19 protein-coding genes and 1 pseudogene are annotated in these 24,228 nt (G+C 67.6%); 8 read left to right on the top strand and 12 right to left on the bottom strand.

Going from position 1 to position 24,228, the window contains the following annotated elements; all coding sequences use genetic code 11:
- From HPC46_RS30415 to HPC46_RS30380, 8 genes are all read right to left on the bottom strand, one after another.
- Positions 1–5,449, bottom strand: a 5,449-nt coding sequence (locus HPC46_RS30415) for a helicase-like domain-containing protein (protein WP_179475842.1), incomplete at its 3' end; no start/stop codon positions are given.
- A gap of 77 nt (positions 5,450–5,526) precedes the next feature.
- Positions 5,527–6,120 (bottom strand): hypothetical protein, encoded by a 594-nt coding sequence (locus tag HPC46_RS30410; RefSeq protein ID WP_179475841.1) that lies wholly within the window; start codon positions 6,118–6,120, stop codon positions 5,527–5,529.
- A gap of 122 nt (positions 6,121–6,242) precedes the next feature.
- On the bottom strand, positions 6,243–6,599 hold the full coding sequence (locus HPC46_RS30405) for a hypothetical protein (protein ID WP_179475840.1): 357 nt from the start codon (positions 6,597–6,599) through the stop codon (positions 6,243–6,245).
- Between the two features lie 20 nt (positions 6,600–6,619).
- Positions 6,620–6,796, bottom strand: a complete 177-nt coding sequence (locus HPC46_RS30400) for a hypothetical protein (protein ID WP_179475839.1) — start codon at positions 6,794–6,796, stop codon at positions 6,620–6,622.
- Positions 6,793–7,476: a hypothetical protein gene (locus HPC46_RS30395; protein ID WP_179475838.1), complete on the bottom strand. Its 684-nt coding sequence runs from the start codon at positions 7,474–7,476 to the stop codon at positions 6,793–6,795. Before HPC46_RS30395 ends, HPC46_RS30400 begins: the two co-directional genes overlap by 4 nt.
- A 74-nt stretch (positions 7,477–7,550) precedes the next feature.
- The gene (locus HPC46_RS30390; RefSeq protein WP_179475837.1) at positions 7,551–8,978 is read right to left on the bottom strand and encodes a type IV secretory system conjugative DNA transfer family protein; all 1,428 of its coding nucleotides are present in this window, start codon (positions 8,976–8,978) and stop codon (positions 7,551–7,553) included.
- Positions 8,975–9,466 (bottom strand): hypothetical protein, encoded by a 492-nt coding sequence (locus tag HPC46_RS30385; protein WP_233716920.1) that lies wholly within the window; start codon positions 9,464–9,466, stop codon positions 8,975–8,977. Before HPC46_RS30385 ends, HPC46_RS30390 begins: the two co-directional genes overlap by 4 nt.
- Positions 9,467–9,632: 166 nt before the next feature.
- Positions 9,633–10,067: a helix-turn-helix domain-containing protein gene (locus tag HPC46_RS30380; RefSeq protein WP_179475835.1), complete on the bottom strand. Its 435-nt coding sequence runs from the start codon at positions 10,065–10,067 to the stop codon at positions 9,633–9,635.
- 100 nt (positions 10,068–10,167) lie between these two features.
- Here HPC46_RS30380 and HPC46_RS30375 point away from each other — a divergent pair, with 100 nt between their 5' ends.
- From HPC46_RS30375 to HPC46_RS30340, 8 genes are read left to right on the top strand one after another with little or no spacing between them, the layout of a single operon-like run.
- Positions 10,168–10,314: a hypothetical protein gene (locus HPC46_RS30375; protein ID WP_179475834.1), complete on the top strand. Its 147-nt coding sequence runs from the start codon at positions 10,168–10,170 to the stop codon at positions 10,312–10,314.
- Entirely contained in the window at positions 10,311–11,633 is a 1,323-nt protein-coding gene (locus HPC46_RS30370) for a hypothetical protein (RefSeq protein ID WP_179475833.1), read from the top strand. Before HPC46_RS30375 ends, HPC46_RS30370 begins: the two co-directional genes overlap by 4 nt.
- A 17-nt stretch (positions 11,634–11,650) precedes the next feature.
- Positions 11,651–12,631 (top strand): conjugal transfer protein, encoded by a 981-nt coding sequence (locus HPC46_RS30365; protein WP_179475832.1) that lies wholly within the window; start codon positions 11,651–11,653, stop codon positions 12,629–12,631.
- A gap of 27 nt (positions 12,632–12,658) precedes the next feature.
- Positions 12,659–12,955 (top strand): glycosyl transferase family 39, encoded by a 297-nt coding sequence (locus HPC46_RS30360; protein WP_179475831.1) that lies wholly within the window; start codon positions 12,659–12,661, stop codon positions 12,953–12,955.
- Between the two features lie 6 nt (positions 12,956–12,961).
- Positions 12,962–15,850, top strand: a complete 2,889-nt coding sequence (locus HPC46_RS30355) for an ATP-binding protein (protein ID WP_179475830.1) — start codon at positions 12,962–12,964, stop codon at positions 15,848–15,850.
- Entirely contained in the window at positions 15,850–17,916 is a 2,067-nt protein-coding gene (locus HPC46_RS30350; RefSeq protein WP_179475829.1) for a hypothetical protein, read from the top strand. Before HPC46_RS30355 ends, HPC46_RS30350 begins: the two co-directional genes overlap by 1 nt.
- On the top strand, positions 17,913–18,179 hold the full coding sequence (locus HPC46_RS30345) for a hypothetical protein (protein ID WP_179475828.1): 267 nt from the start codon (positions 17,913–17,915) through the stop codon (positions 18,177–18,179). Before HPC46_RS30350 ends, HPC46_RS30345 begins: the two co-directional genes overlap by 4 nt.
- Entirely contained in the window at positions 18,176–18,463 is a 288-nt protein-coding gene (locus tag HPC46_RS30340; protein WP_179475827.1) for a hypothetical protein, read from the top strand. The genes HPC46_RS30345 and HPC46_RS30340 overlap by 4 nt, the downstream gene beginning before the upstream one ends.
- Before the next feature lie 8 nt (positions 18,464–18,471).
- On the opposite strand, the gene HPC46_RS30335 is transcribed toward HPC46_RS30340, so the two are convergent.
- The 4 genes and pseudogenes from HPC46_RS30335 to mycP all read right to left on the bottom strand — a co-directional run.
- Positions 18,472–19,434 carry a hypothetical protein gene (locus HPC46_RS30335; protein ID WP_233716916.1) on the bottom strand — a complete coding sequence of 321 codons (963 nt, stop codon included), beginning with the start codon at positions 19,432–19,434 and terminating at the stop codon, positions 18,472–18,474.
- A 123-nt stretch (positions 19,435–19,557) separates the two neighbouring features.
- On the bottom strand, positions 19,558–21,396 hold the full coding sequence (gene eccA, locus HPC46_RS30330; RefSeq protein WP_179475825.1) for a type VII secretion AAA-ATPase EccA: 1,839 nt from the start codon (positions 21,394–21,396) through the stop codon (positions 19,558–19,560).
- A 48-nt stretch (positions 21,397–21,444) separates the two neighbouring features.
- On the bottom strand, positions 21,445–23,040 hold the full coding sequence (gene eccE, locus HPC46_RS30325) for a type VII secretion protein EccE (RefSeq protein WP_179475824.1): 1,596 nt from the start codon (positions 23,038–23,040) through the stop codon (positions 21,445–21,447).
- Positions 23,037–24,104, bottom strand: a pseudogene (mycP, locus tag HPC46_RS30320) (type VII secretion-associated serine protease mycosin); the annotation flags it as partial. The pseudogene mycP and the gene eccE, both read right to left, overlap by 4 nt.
- Positions 24,105–24,228 lie beyond the last annotated feature (124 nt).

The following is a 24,228-nucleotide window of genomic DNA, read 5'->3' as shown; positions in this document are numbered from 1 at the left end:
CCGCGTGGGCCGGTTCGTCCAGCTCCTGCCAGCTGCGATCGCCGGCCGGGGGCGGGTACACCGTGGCCGGGGACCGCGCACCAGCTGCCTCCACGAAATCCACCTCAGCACGCAACACCATCAGATCCTCCTTACTGGTCGCAGGCGATTGAGGCCGCTCCGCGACCGCCACTGCTGCCTGTAACTCTCTGTCCCGCACGGCCTCTCGAAGCTCACGCGTTGAGCGGAAGCCGGCTTGTTCGACCACATACGGTGTCGGGTTGTGCAGCAAAGACCAGCCCGGCTCGCGGCCGCGCGCAGCCATACGTTCCTGCGCGGCTTCGGCTTTCGCCTTGGCCTCTGGGCTTTCAGCGGCCAGCCGCAGTTCCAGGGTCAGCGTGGCCAGTTCGGCTTGGCGATCGGTTAACTCAGCGGTGTGCTCGAACGGGGCCGGTGGATTGGCCAGCAGGTCGGCCAGCTCGGCGCGGTCCTGGTCCAGCTCGCTGATCATCGTGGCCTGCAGCCGTGGCAGGTCCAGATACAGGTTTTCAACCCGGGTCAGCAGGCCGCGCGATTTTGCACCTGAGGCTTCGGCGGCGGTGGCCATCAGATCGTCCTTCTTGACCTCGGTGATCCGCGAGGGAGTCGCTAGCCGCAACAACAGTGAGTCGTGAGTCAGATCGCGCGCCGCCAGCACTTCCACGCCGTCGACGGTCACCCCGAGCGGGGCGTACCGCGAGGCGCCGCTGTCCCGTCCGGCCAGAAACGCCTGCCGGCAGACGGCGGCCAGTCGTTCGGCCGCATTCTCCGAGGCCGTGTGACCGCCCACCGAGACCGCCGGCGCTGACTTGGCAGCCCCCAGGGCGGCGGCGCGTTCGGCGACCGGCCGCAATTCGGCAAGGTCGCGTTCCTTGTGCGGGATGGTGCGCTCATGGGTCTCGACCAGCCAGTCGCGGCGTCGGATGGATTCGTAATGGGCGCGTTCGAGGGCTTGGAGCCGGCGGAGCTGCTCGTCGAGCTCGACCTGGCGCAGGTAGCGGGGATCACCGGTGGCCAGCGCCTTCGTCTCCGCCGCCGCGGCGCCGATGTCACCACCGGAGAGGTCCTCAATCTCGGTGTCGGAGACTTCGTCGCGGCGCACCTGCTCGATGAACAGTGACTTGGCCTGCACTTTCTGCCACATCACGGTGTCGTAGGTGCCCTCGGTGACATAGGTACGGATCTCAACACCGTCGAGGTTCTGGTTGCCTTGTCGCAGCACGCGGCCCTCGCGCTGTTCGAGATCTGCTGGGCGCCAGGGAACGTCGACGTGATCGAGGGCAGCCAGGCGAGGCTGGATGTTCCAGCCGGTCCCCATCTTTTCGGTGCTGCCGATCAGCACCGCCACCTCACCGTTGATGCACTGCTCGCGCAGCAGCCCCACCTCGTGGGCCTTGCGCGCCTCGTGGACGAACCGGATCTTCTCCGCCGGCATCCCACGGGCTACCAGCTCGTCTTTGATGGCCGCGTAGATGGTGAATTGCTCGGGGTCCTTCGACGGGGTACCTCGATCGCAAAACGCCACTTGCAGGCAGCCCCGCGTTGGCATCGGTTCGCCGGTGCGGGGGTGCCGGTACTCGCGATCCAGGTTGGCGCGGTAGGTGCGCATCATCTCCTCGGCCACGGCCGCCGCCCGACTGGCGGTGGGGGCGTCCAGATGCGCCAGCCGGGGGTCCAGGGACGCGTTGCGGCCGTCGTTGGCGATCTTGAGGATGTTGTCGCGCTGCGGTGCCTTGGCGTCTAGATGGTCGGCGCGGTAGCCAAGATCAGCAATGAAATCGATCACCTCGATGTCCGGTTGCAGCACAACGGCCCGCCGTTGCCCACCGATGAGCGGGGGCAGCTCCACGGGAACTTGGTCGCGGGTGACGACATCGGAGTACACCGACGACAACGCCAGCAGCTCAGGAAGATTGGTGAACTTACCCACCCGTGTCACCGGACGCAGCTTGGTGCCGGTGGAGTTGACCTCCACCGTGGTGTGGGTGGCGGTGAACGCTGCCCCCCAGTCGCCCAGGTCGGCTACTCCCGCAGCCTCCAGTAAATCGGGTCGAAGGTAGGTTTGCATGACCCACAGCTCACCGAGGGAGTTCGCGATCGGTGTTCCGGTGGCGAAGGTCGCCACCCGCTCCACTACCCGATGGGCGGGCATACCGGCGGCCTTGGCTTCCTCCCGGCGGCGATCGCGTAGGACCCGCAGCTTCAGTGCGAGGTCCTCGGCACGCTCGGAGGAGTTGGTGCAGTTCAGTTCGGTGATGTTGCAGACCCGCTGCAAGTTCTTGTAGTAGTGGGCCTCGTCCACGAAAAGGTAATCGCAGCCGCTGTTTTCGAAGCTCAGACCGGTGTCTTTAGCGTCTTGGGCCGTCAGCCGTTCCAGGCGTTCCTTGGCCGTTTTCAGTGCTCGTTCGATGGCCTTCTTGGAGCGGTCGCTGGCCGCGTCTTCCAGCTGGGTTCGCAACGTGTCGAGCTGATCATCGATGTAGTCGGCGCGCAGCCGATCCGATACGCCGATGGCGGTGAAGGCGGATTCGGGGATGATCACCATGTCCCAGTCGCTGGCCGCGGACTGCGCGATCAGCCGGCGCCGACCCTCAGCGGTGGTGGCTGCCGAGCCGAGCAGCACGTTGGCCGCCGGATACCATTGCTTGGCCTCCCGGCCCACCTGGTCGATGATGGAGTTGGGCACCACGATCCACGGCTGGCGCACCAATCCCAGGCGCTTGAGTTCCATCGCTCCGGCAAAGAGGACCATGGATTTCCCTGCGCCCACAACATGATCCAGCAGTACCGTGGGCTCTGAAATGATTCGAGCGACGGCATTGCGTTGATACGAGTGCGGGACGAAGTGATCCGACAAGCCGGGCAAGGATAGCCGCGACCCGTCGTAGCGCGGTGCGCGGAGCGAGTTGAATCGCCGGTTGTATTCGGCGACAAGGGGTTCGCGGCGCGCTTCGGTGGCGAACACCCAGCGGCTGAACTCTTCGCTGATCTTGGTGGCCTTGGCCTGCGCGGCGAAGGTGGCCTCCACATCGAGCACGCCTTTGTCGTCGTTGATGACGACGCTGCGTGAGTTGCACAGGGCGTCAAGCAGACTCACCGCGTCGGCGCCCTTGCGGGGTAGGCCCCATGTTTCGGTCATCAGTCGGCCGAAGCGTTTGTGGGCCGCGACGTCGACCACCCAACGGCCGCCGATGTGCTCGGCGGTCACCGAGGACAGGCCGAAGGTCTCTTGGGCGAACTGGGCCACCAGCTCAGCGGGAATCCACGGTGCGCCCGGGCGGACGCGGATCTCCTCGGCGGTCCGATCCGGGGGTATCACCTCGCGCAGCGCGGTCACGTAATCCCGATAGATCGGGTTGTCCTGTGCGGCGGTGATCGCGGCGTCGAGTTTGCTGCGCACGTTGCCCGACAGGGCGGTGGTGGCCGGCACCAGCTCGTCAGGGTCGTCGAGGTCGGGATAGACCAGCCCGGCCAGCAGGTCGCGTGCCGTGGCGGTGTCGACGTCGAGTAGGCCGGCGATCAGGTCCAGGTCGACGCGCCGTGCCCGGTCCAGGCTCATCGCCAGGGCCTCTTCCGGGCCCGACGCGCTGAGCAGCTCGGCGCGTTTGGACACCAGATCGGTGGAGAAGATTTCGGCTTTGCGGGCCTGGCCGGTGGCCTCGTCGAAGATTTCCAGCGACGACACGACCGCCCAGCCGGGGTCGTGGCGCATTCCGCCGTCGAGGTGGCGGCGCTTCTTGTACGGGGCGGGGGCGGTCCAGGCGTCGGTGTCCCACTTGTCGAGCAGCTCGGTCGGGACCGGGCCGCGATATGGCTTGCCCGGTTCCCCTTCCTTGGCGCGCCACTTCGCCTCGGCGGCCGCCACCTTCGCGTCGTGACGCTCTTGGGTGACCTCCTTGGGACGGACCCAGCTGAACCGGTTGATCGGGCCGTGGCGGCGCACATAGCTGTCGTAGAGGTGGTTCAGGTGCCCGCGCAGCTGGTCGCGTTCGGCGGCGGGCCGGCCGTCGCGCTGGGACACGATGAGGCTGTTGGCCCCGTCGCGCAGAGCGATCAGCTCGCGGGTCTCGGCGATCAGGGTCTTGGGGGTGTCGTGAACATCCCAGCTGTGGCCCGACCAGTATTCGATGCGGCGGTTCTCGGCGTTGTAGCGCAGCGTGTACAGGGCGGTGTGCTCGCCCTGATCGGCGGGCGTGATCAAGCCCGGATCGAAGTGCTGGGCCGAGACGACGGTCAGGTCGGCGGCCGTGGCGGTGAGCCCGGCGCCACGCATCACCGCGGCGTCGATGACCTCGGTGAGCCGGTCCGAGAGCTGGGCGGCCAGCTCCGCGCCGGTGGCGCCCTGCACCGCCAGGTTGGGGCTGCCGTGCAAGCCGTGCCCGACGCTCATCGTCCCCAGGACGTGGTGCGGGTTTTCGTGGAAGTAGGCGTTGATGGCGATCGGCGCGGCGGTATCGGGCTGCAGGCCGTCGAGGGCGATGCGCGCGGTGTCCAGCCACAGCGGGCGCTCGGTGCGCAGGTCGATCGGTTCGGTGCGGCGGCGCAACACGAGAAGGTCGGTCACCACTTCGGTGCCGGCGACGCGGCTGAACGCCTGTGACGGCAGCCGCAGCGCACCGATCAGTTCGCCGCGCTCGGCGATGTCGCGTCGCGCGGCATCGGAGGTGGCGTCCAGGGTGTAGCGGCTGGTCAACACCGCCACGTAGCCGCCGGGTGCGGTGAGCGCGAGGGCCTTGTTGATGAAGTGGTTGTGGATGCTGTGCCGTGCGGCGTTGTGTGCGGGGTCGTGCACGACGAACCGGCCGAATGGCACATTGCCCACGGTGGCCGCGAAACTGTTCTCCGGGACGCGGGTGGTCTCGAAACCCTCGTGGCGGATCTGCGCCGACGGGTAGAGCGCGGCGGCGATCGCCGCGGTGATCGGATCGTTCTCGACGCCGACCATCACCGCATCGGTGGGCGCGTGGCCGATGAAATGGCCGCTGCCGCAACCCGGTTCCAGGACGCGACCACCGCTGAACCCGGCGCGGCGCAGCGCATCCCAGACCGCGGCGACGACGGCCGGGTCGGTGTAGTGGGCGTTGAGGATGGAGGCCTCAGCCTGGCGGTACTGCTCGCGCGTCAGAAGCTCGCGCAGCCGCTCCCGCTCGGCGGTGTAGGCGTCGTTGCGGGGGTCGAAGACCTCGGGCACCGCACCCCAGCCCGACCATGCCGCCAGGGTGCGCTGCTCGCTGCGCGTGGCCGGGCGCCCGGCGGCCTGCAGGCGTTGTACGAGTTCGATCGCGGCGATGTTGGCCCGGGCCCGCGTCTTGGAACCAGAGGGCGCCAGGACCTCGGTGGTCGCGGGGAAGTCGGCGGCGCTGCCCAGGTCGGCCGCCGGGGTCGGCTCGGCTACGCGCGCAGGCGTTGGCTCCGGTGCCGGCGGGGGCAGCTCGGTGCCGCCGGGGTCGATGGCGCGGGGGTCGGTCGGCTGGTCGGGCTCATCGAACAGCGAGCCTTGAGCTGCTGCTAGCGGGCGGGCAGGCCGTCGTCGCGCAGGTCCTGGTACACCATCTCGGCCAGCTCGACCGCTAGCGGGTCGCTGCCCTGGCGGGGTAGCTCCAGTTGGTCCTCGGCCCGTGCCGCCAGTAGATAGCCCGCCTTGATCCGGAACACCGCTGAGAACTCCGGGGCCGGCCACAGCGCGGTCACCAGGTCCTCGATCGCCTCGTCCGGTTCGCTGCGGTGCTGGGTGTGTGTCCAGCGCTGCGTCCATGGCAGGGCCTGGTCGCTGGGCCGCTCCAGGTCCTGAGTCTGCGGGTCCGGCGGCGGCGGGATCAGCTCGTAGAGCTGATTGTTCAGCACGATTTCCTTCGCCGAGGCCGTCGCGGTGTTCAGCAGCCCGACCTTGGTCAGATAGTCCGGATGCTGACCGTGCTCGCTCGTCCACTCCTCCACGGCCTGCTCCCCCAGCTCGGCCGCCAGCTCGGCGATCTGGCGGCTCAGCGTCGCCGCGGTCGTGTCCAGGAAGCCCTGCCGTTGCGCCGGTGTCCAGTCCGGTGGCAGCGTCAGATGCTCGGCGTAGACCTGCGCCACGATCTGCGCGATCTCGGGACTGGTCACCGCCACCCTCCTCATCGAAGAGGCTGAACAAATCCGGCTGTTCAGCGTCTTTGGGTTTGCGGGCCATATTGTCCTCACCGTGTCGTCGGGGCGGCGCACGGGGGCGGTGGTGCGCCGGGAAGTCATGAGCGTGCGAGCGCGGCCAGGGCGCTCGTGCGGAAAGAATCCCGTTGTCGTTGCTCCAGGGCCGCCGCCCTGAGCAGGGCACTGCTCAGCAGTGGGTCGGGGCACCGCTGCGCAACCGACACCCATCCCGGGTGCGGCTGACCGTCAGGCTCCGATGCCGGGCTGGTCAGCACGTCGCGGACAGTGCCCAGATCGGCGAACCCGGCGTTGTCGTGCGCTGTTGACAGCAGAACCGCTGCCAGCGGAGAGACCGCATAGGACTGCCAAAGGTCGGTGCCACCGGCGCTGGTGTCGGCATCGATCAGTGTCTGCGCGGCAGTGACTGCCGCAGTGGCCGTTGGGATTTCGATCATGCTGCAGTGAGCCCTTTCGTCTACGGTGCGAACTGTGAGGCCGCCGACCCGGTGCCGGGACCAGGCCCGGACGGGAACGACGAGAGCATGTCGGCGGTCATGGCGAACATCGCGCCGATCACCTGCCCGACCATCCACACCAGGACAGCCAGCGCGACCAGGAGCCCACTGAGCCACGGGCCGCGACGGGGCTTCACCAGTCACCGTCGGTGGGTGAGGGAACGACTGCGCCGGTGCACGACGACCACGGGAACAAGGCCAGCACCAGCATCCAGCCGACATCGGCGAACTGGCGATCGTCGAGCCGGGATACCGAGCGCAGACTCTCCTGCAGCTGCTCGTCGTGGGTGATGTCGCGGGCGGCGCGAGCCCATCGCTCGCGGTGGGCCAGGGCCCTGATAATCCAGTCCACCCGGCTGCCGGCATCGGCTCGGCGTGCGGTGTACAGCCAGCCTGCCAAGGGTGCGCTCGCCAGCGGCTTCCAGCGCTGCCAGGCGCCGCTCTCCCAGGGGGCCAGGAGGACCTCGGCCACCTCGCGTGCCTGCGCCGGGGTCGCGGTACGGGCGATGCGTTCCTCGAGGTCCTCGACCGACAGCGGGGTGCTAGCGGAGGGATGCTTGAGCGTGCGAACAGTGCAGTGCATGGTGTCTGACCTCGTGGTGTGGATGGTTGGCGGTGGTGAGGCCAGTTCCCAGACCGGCCGGGTGCCCACGGAATTGGCGCGCCGATGCACCAGTCCTTTGCGTTCCAGCGCCACCAGCACGGCGTAGACCCGTTCGATGACCACGGGTGCGCCGCCGGGCTGGTCGAGTGCGGCCCGCAGCTCCGTGGTCGTCGACGGGCCGGTCTGTCGGGCCAGCGCGTCGAGAACCTGCATCTGCAGTCCTGCGGTCTGTTTAGTGGCCCATGGGTGTCCAGTGGCCGGTTCTGCGGTCACCAACGCCGGCGAAGTCACCGGTCCCCCCGCATGGACTCCATCGCCTTTTGGTGGCGCGCGGCTACGCGCTCCCACACCGACTGCCGACTCGTGGTGCTGGGGCGGCCGCGACCGTAGCGGGCGGCGATGAACCGTTTGACTTCCGCGTCGTAGAGCGGGATGAATTCCGACCAGTCGATCAGTTCCGTCTCGACCCCTGGTGTTCCCCGGACAAGCAGCCGGCCCTTGTCCCTGTTGGCGGGCAACAGTCGTCGGTAATCCAGGGTGCTATCGGTGTGGGAGGACAGCGTTTTCGCCCCTGATGCCTGGTCGAAAGACTCTGAGCGGCGGGTGGTCTGCAGGCTCCACTCCTCGGCGCGGCGCAGCATTTCCATTTCCGGGGCGCCGAACAAGATCAGCGCTGCCGGGAAGATGTCGCGCAGCTCGTTGGCGTAGGCGCTGCCGTACACGGTGTCGAACTGACTGGATGCCTGCACGGCCAGAAGCAGATTCACCCCGAGGCCGCGACCCTCACCGACGTGGCGTCGCAGCGCCGGCATGGGGGCGACGTTGGCGGCCTCGTCGATGACGATGAGCAGCCGGTGCATCATTTCCTTGCGGGCGGTCTTGGCGCGCCACAGCTTCACCAGGTTTTCCAGCAGGGTGACGGCGGCCCCGGCGATCGCACCCTCCGGGGAGGACAGCACGTACAGCGTCGCGTCGGGATCGTCGAGAAAGTCCGCACTGAATGCGTCTGGTTGATTGCCGCGCAGCGACAGCCGCATCCACGGCATGACCGCTTTGCGCATCGTCAACGCGATGCTGTCGCGCTGTTTGGGGTCCATGTTCAGGGTGCGGCGCAGCGCGTTATAAAACAGCGGAAATTCCTGCACCGCAACCGCTGCCATCTGCCAGCCCGGTTCGACGGGCAGTTTCTCGTCGTCCCATTCCATGTTGTCGACGGCCAGCAGGACCCAGTCCATCCCTTCGCCGTTGAGGGATGCCGCGAACAGCATCGCCGCCAGCGGGCCCTCGGTGTTGGACTCCCAAATCCCGGCATCCGACACCGAATCCGCACCGGAGCCCATGCCCACGGCTGACATCTGCATCATCGTGTTGGCCGCTGTCACTGCCTGGTCAGGGGTAGTGATCATCTTGGTGGGATCGAACGACATCGACGTCACGCCAGGGTAGGTCGCGTCATAGTCTGGGCGCAGGTCGATCAGCGCCGACGGCCCGTAACGGCGTTGTGCCACAAGCTGAAACAGGTCGTCTTTCGAGCTGACCACCACCGCCGGGCCGCCCCATAAGACGGTCGCCGGGGCCAGCACGCTGCGGGTCTTGCCGGTGCCGGTGGGGGCGGAGACCAGCACCATCGGACCGGATTCGGCGACCTTGCGTTGGCCGGTGCCCGGCTCGCGCACGAAGCCGCAGAACGGTGTGGGGGGCGGCTTGTAGGTCATCGGTTCTTCCTCTCGTGGCTGTCGCGGGTGATCGGGGTGCGTTCACCCGGTTCCGGGGTCGGATAGGTGTCGAAGATTCCGGGCAGCGTGAGGTCATCGGGCTCCAAACCGAAGTCGACGCTTTCCGCCGCTGGCGGCGGCCGCATTGGCCACCAGTCGCGTGACCCGTCCACGGTGAGCCAGCCTTCGAGGATTCCGTAGATGCCCGCGGCCAATGCCGTGGCCGGCAACTGGCCCAGCACCCAGGGCACCAGCACCGTCTGGGCGAGCGTGGTGTCCGGGTCGTAGAGCAAGACCAGGGGCAGTCCGGTGACCACCGATGCCCACATGAACGCCGCGATCGGGTAGGACCGCAGCGTGTCTGGGATTAGCTGAATGACGCCTTTATAGATGGCGCGGCCGGCGGGCCAGCCGATTGGCGCGAGAACCGCGGCGACGACAACAATGGCGAAATCCAGCGCCGCATACGGCGTCTTGATCGGCCGCATTAAAAGCGGATGAATTACGTCATCGTCGGCAGGATCAACCCGCGCGCCGGTTAATTCTCCGACGCGGTCGCGAATTTGTCGGGCCAGCATTTCGGCCCGACGCTTTTGAAATATGAACGTGTGTTGGTGTCGCGCGATCCACTTGCGGCGGACCTCGTCGAACCGATCAGCCGGCGCTGACATCGAAGACCTCCGCGCCGGTGTGCTCCGCTCCAGCATAGAAGCGCTCCAGCCCTTGAGCGACGCCCAAAAGAAACTCGCGCAACTCTTTCGCCGTGCGCGTGACCCCGAGCGATTCGCCCCGCGCCAACTCGCGGTCAATCCGGGCGGCGACCGTCGCGACCTCCTGCGTTATCGAGATCGACGGCGCACCGCCCTCCAAGATGCGGTGCGCGGACCCGGCCTGCCAGCCCAGCGCCAACTCCAGGCGCGCCAACGTGCGCTCGGTCGGTCGCCGTCCTCCGGCCAGGGTTTTGTACACCGTGGACGGTGACGGTCCACCCTGGGCGGCCAGCTCTTCACGGGACCAGCGCAGCTGCGCCAAACGCTGCGTGAGGAAAAACAGCAAGCGCTCGGGTCCATCGGTCGGTATTGCACTCACAACGCTGACGCTAACAATCACCGAAACCATTTAGCTATGGACCTAGAAAACGAGTATTTGACGCCCTTACGCTCAGAATCAGTACCGCGAAGGAGTACCGATGACCAGCAATTCGGCGAGGCGAACCGCCACGCCCACCTCGATGACGACACCGGTTTCGATCGGCTTGTGGTCCGCGCGCCGTGACGTTTGCTATGTGCGCGTCACCGCCGCCGTGCGGCCCGAGTACGCGGCGGTGCAGTCATGACCACACCCGCGGGCCGCTACAGCAGCACCGAGCACTTCCTGGCCCACATCGACGAAGGCGAATACGCGCCCGTGCCCGCCGACGAGGAGGCTTTCGAGCCGTTCGAAGTCGATGAATACGTGGAAGCCGACCGTGACCCGGACCCCGAGATGCCGGCCGAGCCCCGTGCCGCGGTAGCGCCCTGGGCTGACCCTGAACCCGACCACGGCGAGTTCGACGAACCTGGTGCGCCCGTGTGGTCGACCGGCGACCGGGGCGACCTGGCAGCCCCGGAAGATGAGCAGTACGACCTCGACGAGCCGGAGACGGACTACGCCCACGGCGACGGCTACAGCCCCGACAACGCCTATCCCGGCGGCAGTTACGACGACGATCCCGAGCCCGAGTATGGCGGTGATTACGGACCCATCGACGCTGATGGGCACCCCACCGCCGACCTGACCCCCTTCGACGGTGAGGACACCGGCGACGAGGACGACGAAACACCCTCGGCCCAAGCGCGATTCAGCAAGCCGGTGGTCGTGGGATTCCTGGGCGCTGTCGGCGTGGTGACGATCGGCGTGGCGGCCGCCATGATCGGCATGCAGTCCAGCTCGACCGAGCCGGCTCCCTCGGCCGCACCGGCCTCGTCGGTCAAGGCCGTGCCCGCTGCACCGCCACCACCGGCGGCGGCACCCATCAACGACCCGTCGCAGGACGTGCCGATCCCATTCCAGGCGTCCTCCCCCTGCCCCCAGGCCGGCTCCGGTTCGGCGCAGAATGTGGCCAGCGACGATCCCACCAGAGCGTGGGTGTGCATGCGCGACTCCGACGGCCAGGTCATGACCCTCGATCTCGGCAAGCCGATGAAGGTCACCGCCATCGAACTCACCCCCGGATGGGTGGGCACCGACGCCAGCGGAGCCGACCAGTGGATGGCTCACCGGGTCGTCACCCGCGTGCAATGGATTCTCATCAACGGCGCCGACCGCACCGTGGTCACCCAGGACACCAAGAACGCCCACGGGCCCGTTCCCCAGGCGATGCCGTCCAACGGGCCCGACCAAGGCGTGCTGGCCTCCCAGATCCAGATGGTGATCCTGCAGACCTCGCGGCCCCCGGCCGACAGCCCCGTTGCGGGCTCCCCCACGCCGGGGGCGGACCCGGCCAACGGCGGCGGCATCCTGCCGGGCATCCTCGGCGCCCCGCTCGACGGCGCGCAGCCCAGCACCGCGCCGAGTCAAGACCCCAACTTCGGCACCCCCGAAACCGGCTCCGATCCGGTCGACAACACCGTCGCGATCTCCTCGATCAAGATCCTCGGCCACCCCCCACTGTGAGAAAGGCCCACCCCACCATGTCGTCTACACCTGCTCTGCTGACCAACACCTGGCGCCGCCGCCTCGACAGCGGCGGCTCAGCAGTCCGAAATGTCCTGACCGTCATCGCTTTTGCCGCCTGCACCATCGTCGCGATCAACACCATTTGGGGCTGGCTCACCGACGAGCCGATCGACATCGACGGCCCGGCCCGCGCAGCGGTCAACCGCACCGACTACATCGGCGGATACGCGGTTAACTGCGTACGCCTGCTGCTGACCGTCACCGAAGCGCAACGCTCAGCGCTGAACACCTGCTGGGCGCCCGATGACCTGCGCTCCCTGCCCACCACGCCGCCGGTCGTCGTCGACTCCACGACCATCGCCAAGATCGTGCGCACCGCCGCCTACGACGACGTCGAACAATGGCAGGTCGTGGTGCGGGTCAACCAGCGCGCCTACACCAGCGCCACCCCCGAAACCACACTGCGCCAGATCAACGTGCTCATCAGCAGCTACGGCCTGTGTGCCTCGGGACTGCTGGCCACCATCAACGACACCGGCAGCGGCGCCACCCTGCCGCTGAACTACTCGGCCTCCCTGCCGGTCGGGACACCTGATGACAAGGGCCGCAACCGCCCCACCGGAAATCCCGTCTCCGACACCGTGACCGGCTTCCTGAACAGCTACCTGACCCCGGTCGGTGGGCTGGAACGCTACGTCAGCACCGACTCGGGCATCACCGCGGTCAACACCAGCCAGCGTGCGCTGATGACCGCGCTGGTGGCCACCCGCATGGTCGACGCCGGCCAGCAGCCCCCTGAGGGCACCACCGTCCAGGTGTTGGCCACCGTCAACGAGCTGACCAACCGATACGCACCGCAGACCGAGCAATACCCGCTCACTCTGACGCTGCGCTCGGGCAGCTGGACGGTCACCCGCATCGATCCCGGCCCCCTGCTCAACGGGGACGCCCAACTGACGCCCGTGGCACCCAGCCCCGGCCAACCCGCCCGATAACCCCACCACAGAAAAGGAATTCACATCATGACCGCACTCACCGAGGCCACCGCCGGCACCCGCATCCTGGCTGTCGCCGACCTCGTCCAGGGCAGCCAAGGTCTCTACACCATGGGCGTGGCCATCCTGGCCATCCTGTTCCTCATCGCCGGCGGCGCGCGCGGCCTGGCTGCCTTCGGCGGCGGCCGTATCGGCTCAGCGATCGGCTGGGTGGCCGCCGGCATCATCTGCGCCGTCGTCATCGGCAGCGCCTACGCCATCTACATCTCCACCAAGCAGAGCGTCGACCGGCACACCGGCGTCACCTCCGGACAGTTCGGATAACCCAACATGACAGACACCGCGCAACTGTTCACCGGTGTGCACGACACCCCCGTGTACACCAACGTCCTGTTCGACAAGCCGCTGCGGATCTGGGTGGCCGTTCCCGTCGTCGTGGGAACGATCACCACCATCCTGCTGGCCGTGCTCAACCTGCCCTCCGGGCACGCGCTGGCCATCCTGATCGCCGGCGCGCTGGTCACCGCGGCGTTCACCGCCCTGGGGGCACTCGTCCCCCGCACCCGACCCAACCTGGTATTCCGGCTCAAGGCGCTGCGCGCAGCGATGCGGCCCACCGTGCAGACCAGCACCGACACCACCACCCTGGCCCGGCCCCAGCTCGTCGACAACCTGTGGTTCGGCGCCGACGGCTCGGTGTATGCCGGATTCCTGCTCTCCGGGCTGCCCTACCATCTGCAATCGATCCGGCGGAAGACCGGTGTGGCCGACCTGCACATGCTGCTCGGACGCGAATTGCCCGCCGACAGTTGGCTTTACGGCCTCGGCGTCGCCCAGGACCAACGCCAACTGCTGCGCGCCATGGTGCACGGTTACCGCGATCGCACCGACTGGCTGGCCAGCTGCGCCCAGGTCGCCGAGCAGCTCGCCGAGCAGGCCCCCAAGACCCGGCTGTACTGGCTCATGGTGCCCGTCGACGCCGGCCGCGCCGGTCACAACGTCGTCGGGTCGGCCACCAAGCTCAAAGACTGGTTCGCCGGCCGGGACAAGGAGTCCGATTCCTCCCTGCGCGCCTACGCCGAGCTGGCCTTCGACATCGCCAACTCACTTCCCCCGGAGTTCGCGCCGATGCCCGTCACCCCGGCCATGTCCGCGTGGTTCTGGGCGCACAACACCTGGCTGGGCACCTACACAGAACCGCTGCCACGCCGACGCCACACCGGCAGCATCGACGCCGACCAGCTGCCCGCCGCGGCGTTCGACGAAGGCGATCAGCTCAACCGCCCACGCCGGCCCAGCATCTTCAACGCCCTACCGTCGTGGAAGAAGTACATGCGCGTCGCGACCACAGACGACGCGGTCGCGATCGCGGACAGCTACCAGGCGATCCTGCCCGTGGTCGACGCGCCCGAAGGCGGGATCGTGTTCCCCGGTTCGGAATTCCTCTCCGCGCTCGACGATCTGGACACCGGTGCCGTGTTCGATTTCGCGATCAACCTCACCGCCCGTCCGCGTGAACTGGAATTCCGCCGCAACGACCGGGCCCGCGGCAACATCGACGACCAGTACGACCACCGCGGCGACGTGCGCAACGGCTACACCGAGCTGCACGCCACCGAACGCAAGATCGCCGAATACAACCGCCTGCTGTCAGCCAACATCGACGAACAACCCCTCTCGGCAGCCTTTTTCGTCCACGTCGGAGCCGCCGACGCGCGCACCCTCGACCACAGCATCAAACGGCTGCGCGAGGAAATGACCCAATCCGGCCAAATCGTCATCCGCCACTACCGCGGCGTCCACACCCGCCTGTGGTCGGTATTCAACCCCGGCGTCCCCCAACACAAGAGCGGCGCTGACCAATTCAGCCATGCCACCACCGCCAGCAAGTGGTCACGCTTCGTCCCGCTGATCTCCTCCCAGCTCGGTAACGCCACCGGCATGCTCCTGGGCTTCAACAAGAGCAACGCCAACAACAGCGCCGTGCTCCTGGACCTGCCCGGCACCGCGCGCCGCAACCACAACCCCTGCCTGATCTGCGCCGGGGCCCCCGGCTACGGAAAGTCCTATACCGCCAAACGCATCGTCAAAGCCGAACTGCAGCGCGGCGCCCAAGCGTTCATCGTCGAACCCGACGAATACGGCGAATGGGCAACAGCATTGGCCGACGTCCCCAACAAAGCGGTCATCGACATGGCCGGCGGTGACTTCGGCTGCGACGCCCTGCGCATCTTCCCCGAACGCGTCGCCGGGTCCTTCTGGCTGGACTACATGATCCCCATGCTGGGACTCGACGTGCGCAGCGTCGCCGTCGGACGCCTGCGCACCCTGCTCACCCCGGCCGCGCGCCACGCCTTGGGCATCACCAGCACCGCATCGCTCATGCGCTACATCCGCGATATCGAAGCCCCCACCGGCGAAGCTGACACCCGCTCAACCCAAGTCCGACAACTGGCTGACGACCTGCGCCCCGTACTGCTCGCGCTGGAATCCTGGGCCACCTACGAATTCACCCGCGCCATCTTCGACGACACCCTGCCCATCCCCGACCTCGCCGCCCTCGACGTCACGATCTGGCAGACCGGCAGCCTCGACCTACCCGACGCCGAAGAGATGGCCAACCCGCACCTGTACGCCGCCCTCAGCGACCGCCAGCGTGCCTCCATCGCCATCTACGGCATGCTGGTGCGCCTCGCGCGGGTCAGTTTCTTCAACAACACCAAGCGCTTTGGGCTCCTGGTCCTCGAAGAAGCGGGCCCGCTGCTCAACTCGCGAACCGGAGCCCGCGACGCGCACCTGATCAGCCGCCGCGCCCGCAAGCACTACACCGGGATGCTCATCATCACCCAGAACCCGATCAAGGACCTGGCGCTGATGGGCGACGAATTCATCACCCAGCAGATCATCGTGCCGTTCGAAAAAGAAGGCATTGCCCGCGCCGTGGCAGCCAGTGTCGGTCTGCCGCTGGATGAGTACCCCGAGTTCCACGACTTCTTCCTCGCCAAGGCAGCCACCGACCAGATGCGCGACCCCACCGCCTTCGACGACGACCTCGACGGTACCGGCCGCGCGAGCGGCGGCCACGGGCGCGGCGAGCTGGAAGGACGCGCCTTCTTCATCGACGAATTTCGCCGCCTCGGCGCAATCCAGGTGGCACGTGAACCCGACGAGGCCGCTCACCGCGCCTTCGACACCACGCCCGACCAAGGGGCCGCTTGATGACCACCGCAGTCCTGCCCGCCCGTCCGCTGCGCGACATCGCCGCCGAGCGTCTGGGCTATGAACTGGCCCTGCACCCCCGGATGCGCCGCGTCCTGATCTTCGTCCTGGCCACGCACACCCTGGCACTGTGGGCGCTGGCCACCGCCCCCCGGGCCACCGCGGCGACCATGGCCGCCGCGCTGAACTGGACCGGCATCACCGACACCTACGGCGTGCCGATCGGCGCGTACTTCCTGTCCACCGTCGACACCATGGAAGCGCTCACCGAAGGGGGACCCGACGTCAGCGTGGTCGATCCCGGCTCCTGGGTGAAGTGGGGCACTCACGCGCTGACCACCGGCCTCACCCACGAAACCGTCGCCAGCTGGGTCCAGGCCCAAGCGTCCTGCTACATCTTCCTCATGGCCGCGGTGCTGTGGCTGCTCAAATTCGCCATGTCGAGCACCTGGATGACCTGGCTGGCCACCTGGTTCAAACCCATCCTGGAAGCGCTGCGGCAGCTGCTCGTCGAGCTGCACGTCTTCCCGATCTGCCTGGCCCTGGGCATCGGAGTCGGAGCCTTCCACATCCTCTGGCACGGGCGCCGCGGCCACGGAGCAGCCATCATCTTGTCCGCCTTCGCCATCGGCATGCTCGGCCTGTGGCTCACCCGCGATCCCCTGGGCGAACTCACCGGCAATGACGGACTGATCAACCAAGCCCGCACCCTGGGATTCAGCGTCGCACAAGCCGCCACCAACAACGGGCCCATCGCCGGCGGCGGTGCCACCGGCCAGCTCAATCACCTCACCAGCGTGCTGGCCGACGCTCTCTTGCGTGCGCCGCTGCAGATCTGGAACTTCGGCACCACGGTCGACTCGATCGGCAGCTGCGGCAACGCCTGGTCGAGCGCCATCATGAGCGGAGTACGCGACGCCCCCGCCCACGCCATGTCCTCCTGCGGCGCGCCCCAAGCGCTGCACTACGCCCAGAGCATCGACGGCAGTGTCTTCGCCCTCGGGCTCGGATTCTGCGTTCTGGGACTGGTTTTCGCGGTTTTCGTCACCTACGTGACCTACAGCTACATCATGGTGTGCGGTGCCGCCCTGCTCAACGCGGTCATGGCCATCTTCGCCGTGGGCCCGGCGATGATCCACGGCGCTCCGCGCCGCGGTGCCCGTCGCCGCCTCGAACAGTTCTTTCGCCATGCCTTCCTGGTGTTCGTCTACGTGCTCTACACCTGCGTGGCCGCCCTGCTCATCCTCAAAACCGTTGCCCCCGGCGGGCTGGCCTCCCAGGTCGGCATGACCAGCCCCGTAGCCATGCTCGTCTTGGTGGCGCTGTGGTCGGCGGTGGCCACCGGCGTCTTCTGGTGGTTGAAAAAAGAGATCCTGCATGACCACACCCGCCAGGACCTCGTTCACACCGTCCGGCAAGCCATCCACCTCGGCAAGAGCGGATACCAACGCGGACAAGACAAAATGACCCAGGGCCGCGATCTGGCCGACAAAGCGCGCGAACGGTTTTCGCGCTCCTCCGGCGGCGACGACGACTCCGCGTCCAGCACAACATTCACCCAACCTCCCGTGCCGGGACGGCCGCCGGCGGGGAGGACACGGGTGGGCGGCGCCGGGCGCAGACCAGGAGGGCCCACCGCGCCTCCCACCACCGCCATGGGTCCGCGCTCAACCGCCGCGGCCTCGGCCACACGGGCCGGTACCGGCACGGCAACGAGCGCGTCCGGAGCTGCCGGTGCCGCAGAGGCCGGCGCAGCAGTGCTGGCCCCCGAAGTGGCCATTCCCGCTGCGATCGCCGTCGGCGCAGCCTCCAAGGCCAGGGGTGGCGGTGGCCACCGCCAGTCGTCGACCCCCGCACACGCACCAAGCGACAACAGAGGCCGCGAACGGGGCACTGCACCCGCACCGGCACCGGCAGTTCCGTCCGCTCGTCGGTCCGGACTGCCGTCGTCGGCCAAGCCCGCCTCCGGGCCCGCGGCCGGCGATCCGGCCGGGACGGCCCGCCCGACGCGGCCGATGCCCCCGCAGGAGGCCCCGCAGCCCGTACCGGGGCGCAACCGATCATGACCGTCGTTCACGCCGCCGCCTTATCCACCAGCACGGTACTGGCTTCCGCGCGAAGCGACCTGCACAGCGCCGTTCACGCCGACGACCAGCACCGCCGCCAGCAGTACGCGCTGTCAGCACGCGACAACGCTGCAGCGGTCCTCCTGGAGCCCACGAGCACGCCGCTCGAGCTGGACTACGCCAGGTGGTACTTCGACGACGCTGACGCCCTGATCACTGAACACGCAGTGACGCAGTCGGATTCATCTGGGGAGCCATCATGAGCGATTCGCCCACCCCGCCTGTCGCGGTAATCGGACAACACGTGTGTGGTGCGCAGAGCTGCGGCACCGCCATCCCCGCCGAGAGTTTCCTGTGTGAGGACCACACCAAACTGTTGCCGGCGCCGCTTCGCTGCGCCGTTCGTGACTCCTACACCCCTGGCCAGCTTCCCAGCGCCAACCCGTATCTCCGTGCAGCTGTCGATGCCCTGGCGCACAAAGAGAAGCGCGCCGCGCCACGGACCGGCCTTCGGAAAGCCGTTCAGCTCGAGCTGTTCGAGATGTAAGACCCGTTCTAACGCTGGCTTCTGAGAACGTGGACGCGATCCTTGGGCACCAGCGGCGCATCACGCGGCCCACGCTCATGCTCGACGACATACACCGGCTTGCGCTGTGACCAACCCGGACCGCACGCTTGCTGTCGCCAAAACGGCGCGACCGGCCACCGGTGGGTCCGGGTATCACTGCCCGAGCGCCGTCCACGGTGCGCGTTTTCTGGGTTGGCGGAGCGAGGACGCAACTCCACCAGAGTTACCGTCGACGGCGGCCGCGGCCGGCGGGTGTCCGACGCTGCATCAGGAGCGCTCTCGACGGTGTCGGTGTCGGGTTCGTCAGGGCCGGTTTCCTCCTGGGCGGACGGCGCGGAGTCGATCACGCGCACAGTCGACACGTTGGTCTGGCTCATCAGGAGCCACGCTGCTCCCACGATGCTGACGAACGGTTGAGCGGCCGGGTCGCCGGTAGCTTCGTGTGTGCGCGGCTGGGCCGGATTCAGGAGGATCGAGTGCGCCGGATACACCGGCGACCACATTTCGAACGGGGTTTCCACGTTGGGATCGCGCGCCAACCGGCTGGCAGGAACGAGCTGCAGCAACCCGTCTGAGCGCGTCCGCCAGAAAGTCGCATCCCACGTGACCAAATGCCCACCACCGCTTTCGGCGCCTGGACCGTAGGGAACCTCCCCCACCGGTCGAGCCCAACACAGCAGCCCGGTGGGAGCCGGGATCGTGGCCGCCGGCGTCCACTCCGGGAGGCCGGTCGCAGCATCCTGGACTACGCCCACCATGTCACGCGAGACCCAGTACATCGACGCGTCGGCCAATGCTGCGGTGTCGTCGGCCATTTCCGACACCGCCGCACTGACTCGATCGATCGCCTCGCGTACCCGTCGCGCCGAGCCCGTGGGCGCCTTCGCGGTGGCGAGTTGGTCGCGGGCGTCCTGCATCTGTGCGACACGGGCGGCCACGGTGTGATCCATGGCCTCACACCACTGCCGTCTGACGGTCGGCACACTGGTTGCCGCCCAGGGTGTTTTGCTGCGCGCCATCAGCCGAGCTGATCAGCCGCTACCGACATGCCTCGCTCATACGCGCCGCCGGTGTCATGGTGTGGTCCGGTCGGATTCGGCATCCGATACCGCCGCGGCCACTCCCTCGGCGATGTCTTCGGCGATGAGCTGTTGGAAGGGCAGCAGCTGCGCCTCGGTCAGCAGCTCGTCCTGGGCCAGCAGGGCGTCCAGATCCTCGTTGTCGACGCGATTGTTGCGGTGATCGCGGGCCTTTTCAATGATGTTGCGCACAAAGCCGGCGTTGCCGAGCCAGTCCGTTCCGCGGATCACGTCACCTTCGGGAGAGCGGTTCTCCTGCACGTAATACCGCTCGAACACGGGTCGTAGCGTCGCCTCGACGTCCTCGGCCAGGACATCCTTGTACTCGGCGGCCATCAGCTCGGTGAGCTGCCACAGTTCATCGGGGGTGTAGGACTCGAACCGGATTACGGTCGGAAACCGCCGCCGCAGACCCTGATTCGCGGTCAGCATCCGGTCCATCGCATTGGGATAGCCGGCCCCGAACACCACCAGTTCGGCGCGGTCGTTTTCCAGATACGGCAGCAGCGTCTCCAGAATCGCTGTTCCGTACGCGTCGCCGCCGGAGTAACCGGTCTCATAGAGGTTGTGCATCTCGTCGATGAACAGGGCGCCGCCCATCGCGCCTTCCACAGTGGCTTCGGTGTTCTTCTCAGCGTCACCCATGTGCCGGCCGAGCAGCTTGGAGCGTCGGGTTTCCACGACGGTCGGCCGGCGCAGCACGCCGAGCCCGCACAGCTGCTTGGTGAGCGATCGCGCGACGGTCGTCTTGCCGGTTCCCGGCGGTCCCAGCAGCAGGGTGTGGCGCGAGCTGACCGGCACCGGCAGACCGGCTTTGGTGCGCAGCTGATTGACTTTGGTGGTGGAGCGAATCCGCTTCACTTCCCGTTTAGCGGCCTCCATACCGAGCATGGCGTTGAGCTCAGCGTCGCCCTCAGCGAGCAGCTTGCTGGCTTGCGCTGAGTGCTTGGCCGCCTCAGCGGCTTCCTTGGAGGGGGCGCTGTCGGGGTCCCACGGGTTGGTGCGTGATTCGATGGCCTCGGGGCTGGTGAGTGCTAGCCGGATGGTCTGGTCATCGAGTGCTTCACGGGCCGGAGAGAACTGAGAGTCGCGCGAATAGGCCCGCCGCAGAAGTTGATTGGCGTCGTCTGCCTTGCCGAGGTGGCGTAGGCACATCGCTTGCGTGTATAGCGCGATCGTCGTGGCAGCGGGAAGTAGATCACTATCGACGGCTTTCTGCGCACGGCGGAAGGCGTCTTCAAAGACCCCCAGGGAGGCCAGTGCCGTGGCGGCCATCGTGGAGGCTGCCGCACCGAAGATCGGCATCCGCCACACCCGGTCTGGGGAGAATACGGCGAGGACATCGGGCCAGCGTTTGGTCTGAAAGTGCAGCAGGCCCCGCGCATAGAGGTGGGAGTCGGCATCGAACGGGTCTGTGGGGTTGGCTTCCGACAGCAGAGCATGGGCCTGGGGGTAGCGCTTCTCCCGGATCAGCGCGATGGCCAGGGCGGTGCGTAGCGCATCGCGGGAGGTGATCTCCAGTCTGAGGAACACGCCATCGGAGACCATGGGGCGAAAAGCGGTGCCGCGCAGGCTGAGCCGGTGGATTTCCCAACCGTAGGATTCGCGGGCATCCCAGGCGGCCTGGACGACCTCCACGCTGTCATCGCCGGCGACGATGCGGGCCAGCCACGCGTCACAGATACTCGGATCGAGTTGGGTGGCCTTCCTGAACTGCTCGGTGGCCACCGCCGGGTTGTTGCCGGCCATTACGCCATCGACGTTGATACCCGAGGCGAGCAAGCCCCGGGTCATCGCCGCGCGGGCTGGGTCGCTGGCTTGCGTGGTGGTCATCGCCGTGAAGGTCCCTCTCGAAGTCGTTGGTTGTGTCAGCTCGCCCGATCAGGCCACGCGCCGGATCGCCGCGGCGATGTCGTTGCGTTCGGATTGCACGTCAATGTGGAGCCGGTAGCGGAACTCGGCGGTGCGGATGACCGCGGTGCCGTTGGAGTCCTGCTCCAGGTGCACATCGGCCACACTGGCCGTCCCCGGGTTGACGGCGCGCACCGTGACCGCGGCGGTGGGATGGTTGCCCGTGGTACCGAGGTGGTCATAGACGACCATCATGGCGCGCCCGTTGTCGGGTAGCTCGTCTGGCACTTCGCGGACCACCCGCAGGCCGGGGGCGATCGCAGCGCGCCAGTGTTCCGGGCGACTCGACACGACGGCCACGCGGTAGCCGGTAGCGGCGGCGCGGCGGGCGATCTGGAACAGCAGCGCCAGCTCGCCGGCCACCGTCACCGAGGCCCGTCGTCCCGGGCGGGAGTCGCCCAGAGGCACCAGCATCGGATGGTGCTTGGCGGTGGTGCCGATCAGGATGCCGGTGGCGCCGATCGGTGCGCGCAGCTTCTCCCCGGCACTCAACGCCCGGTGTGGTAGCTGCAACGCCGGCACCGCCGGTTCCAGCATTGTGGCGCGCAGTGCCTGCTCCTGCTGTCCCGACAGCGGGTTGAGCCCGCGCAGCGGGGGCTCTTTGAGCAGGCCCGCCGTGCAATAGCGCACCAGCATGCCCACCGACACCGTTCCGCCGGCTTGGGGGCGCAGCTGAATGCTGGTCATGGTGGCGTCGGTATCGGGCGCCCACAACCGGTCCAGGGTTTCGGTGGTGATGTCCTGCGGGGACAGCCAGTAGTTCGTCGCTGCGCCAGCGGGATGCACGAGCGCCGACCATTGCGCGTGCGCGCCGCGGGCCAGCGGGCCGGCGATGGCCGTGTCCAGCTCGGCCAGCTCGGCCGCATCCACCAGCCGCGACGGGCACCCGTGCGCACCCAGTTCCACGGCCAATCGACGCGCACACGCCGCCAGCGTCGCCGCCACCGAGTCGCGGGCCGCGACGGCTCCGGCGTTGTCACGGCTACGCATCCGCAGCACACACCAGGTGCTGCGCTCCCCGACTGCGCCATAGTCGGCGATGACGCTTGAATAGGTGGCCGCGTAGTGGTGGTGGTCCTCGCCTGCACGGCGCCGTCCGACGCTGTGAATGTCGATTCCGGCCAGCTTCACGTCGAACTGTTGCACTGCTCGTGCCACCACCTCGACGGGCAGCAGCACCCCGGAATGCACGCGATGCTGATCGAGCACCGAGGGACTGTGCGAGGGGCCGTCCACGGCGACCACCGCCAGCGCTTCGAAGTCGTCGCCGCGGATCGCCAGTTCGTCGGTCGTCCAGCGCGGCCGGTGCGAGGACACCGGCGCATTGACGGTCGGGTCCGCGTGCCGGCGCAACAGCCGCCCCCACGCCAGGGCTGCCAGGGTTTCCTGGCGCCACGTGATCAGCAGGGCCGCGTCGAGCAGCACTGCGACGGTGATCGGGACGGCGAGCGCGACCGGCCCATGCCAGAGGTGGGTACCTGCGGCCAGCAACGCCACCGTGAACAGGAAGGCGAGGATGACCCGCCACCAGGTAAGCCGCAGTCCGATTGGGAAGGTCGATTTCACGCTGTCCCCCTGTTGTTGCGAACGATGGCCGCCACACCCACCGCGGCGGCCGCCAGCAGTGCGACGCCACCGATCGAGGCGAGCGCGATCCACACCGGGGACATGTCCCGTCCCGGATGCGGCGGAGGCAGCAGCAGCGGATCAGCAATGCGCTCGGGTGGGCGCGGATCGCCGTCGGGCAGGTCGTAGGTCAGCGCGGCGACCGGGTCGACGATCCCGAATCCCACCTGATTGTCGACCCCGCGAGCGGGCGGGCGGGCCGTGCGGATGAGCCGGTTGATGACCTGATGCGATGTCAGGGTCGGATACTTCTGGCGCACCAGTGTGGCGACCCCGGAGACGATCGCCGCCGAAAACGATGTGCCCGCAGGGTTGATCAGCTTGGTGTCGTTGCCGTCCTTGCCCTCGACGGCGTTCATCAGGCCGTCGTCGCGGGCCGACAGACTTTCGATGTTGGTCCCTGGCGCGGCGATCGACACCCACGGGCCCGCCATGCTGAGGTCGGTCAGTGGGTTGCCGTCGGCATCGACAGCGCCCACCGTCAGCACGTAGTCGGAGAACCAGGCCGGGGTGACAACGGTGGTCACACCCGCCCAGTCGCGAGGATCGTTGGGGCTCAACGGGTTATAGATGGGATTTTGCTTGCAGTCCTTATTGCTGGTGTTGCCGGCGGCGGCCACGATCACCGCGTCTTTGTCGACGGCCGCATAGCGGATCGCCGCGCCCAGGGCTTTCTGGTCGACGACGTCCAGGGCGCTCATGCAGGACACCTCAGAGATGTTGATGACCTTGGCGCCCATGTTGGCGGCATGCACGATCGCCCGAGCCATCGACTCGATGTCCCCGGCCTTGCGGCGGGTTTCTGGATCTTCGTTGCCGAACGAGTTCTCCGGGCTAAACGCCTGCGAGGACTGGCGGATGGAGATGATCTGCGCGTCCGGTGCGATCCCGGTGTAGGCGTCGGGAGGTGGGATCACCGGAGGCGGCGGCGGTGGTGGCGGCGGGTCATCAGCTGGCATCGGTCCCGGAAAGTCGACCGGCTGCACGTGCAGCTGGCGCTGATACACATCTGACGCTGCCGACGATACTCAGTGTGGAGATCTCGGTGGGCGACGCAGCATAAAAAAAAAACCACACCTAGTGCGACAAACACACGAAGCCTTAACCGACTGTATCTTACACCCATCA

This window comes from Mycolicibacterium vinylchloridicum (assembly GCF_013404075.1).
Classification (GTDB): Bacteria; Actinomycetota; Actinomycetes; order Mycobacteriales; family Mycobacteriaceae; genus Mycobacterium; species Mycobacterium vinylchloridicum.
Note: the sequence above shows the minus strand (reverse complement) of the source record. Positions and strands in the feature narration are given on the sequence as shown.

Bases quoted from the DNA above. Each gene is read 5' to 3' on its own strand.
- eccA (WP_179475825.1), bottom strand. From the start codon at position 21,396: ATGACCACCACGCAAGCCAGCGACCCAGCCCGCGCGGCGATGACCCGG.
- HPC46_RS30355 (WP_179475830.1), top strand. From the start codon at position 12,962: ATGACAGACACCGCGCAACTGTTCACCGGTGTGCACGACACCCCCGTG.
- HPC46_RS30385 (WP_233716920.1), bottom strand. From the start codon at position 9,466: ATGCGGCCGATCAAGACGCCGTATGCGGCGCTGGATTTCGCCATTGTT.
- HPC46_RS30390 (WP_179475837.1), bottom strand. From the start codon at position 8,978: ATGACCTACAAGCCGCCCCCCACACCGTTCTGCGGCTTCGTGCGCGAG.
- HPC46_RS30365 (WP_179475832.1), top strand. From the start codon at position 11,651: ATGTCGTCTACACCTGCTCTGCTGACCAACACCTGGCGCCGCCGCCTC.
- HPC46_RS30335 (WP_233716916.1), bottom strand. From the start codon at position 19,434: ATGGATCACACCGTGGCCGCCCGTGTCGCACAGATGCAGGACGCCCGC.
- HPC46_RS30345 (WP_179475828.1), top strand. From the start codon at position 17,913: ATGACCGTCGTTCACGCCGCCGCCTTATCCACCAGCACGGTACTGGCT.
- HPC46_RS30340 (WP_179475827.1), top strand. From the start codon at position 18,176: ATGAGCGATTCGCCCACCCCGCCTGTCGCGGTAATCGGACAACACGTG.
- HPC46_RS30375 (WP_179475834.1), top strand. From the start codon at position 10,168: ATGACCAGCAATTCGGCGAGGCGAACCGCCACGCCCACCTCGATGACG.
- HPC46_RS30370 (WP_179475833.1), top strand. From the start codon at position 10,311: ATGACCACACCCGCGGGCCGCTACAGCAGCACCGAGCACTTCCTGGCC.
- HPC46_RS30350 (WP_179475829.1), top strand. From the start codon at position 15,850: ATGACCACCGCAGTCCTGCCCGCCCGTCCGCTGCGCGACATCGCCGCC.
- HPC46_RS30395 (WP_179475838.1), bottom strand. From the start codon at position 7,476: ATGCAGGTTCTCGACGCGCTGGCCCGACAGACCGGCCCGTCGACGACC.
- HPC46_RS30360 (WP_179475831.1), top strand. From the start codon at position 12,659: ATGACCGCACTCACCGAGGCCACCGCCGGCACCCGCATCCTGGCTGTC.
- HPC46_RS30405 (WP_179475840.1), bottom strand. From the start codon at position 6,599: ATGATCGAAATCCCAACGGCCACTGCGGCAGTCACTGCCGCGCAGACA.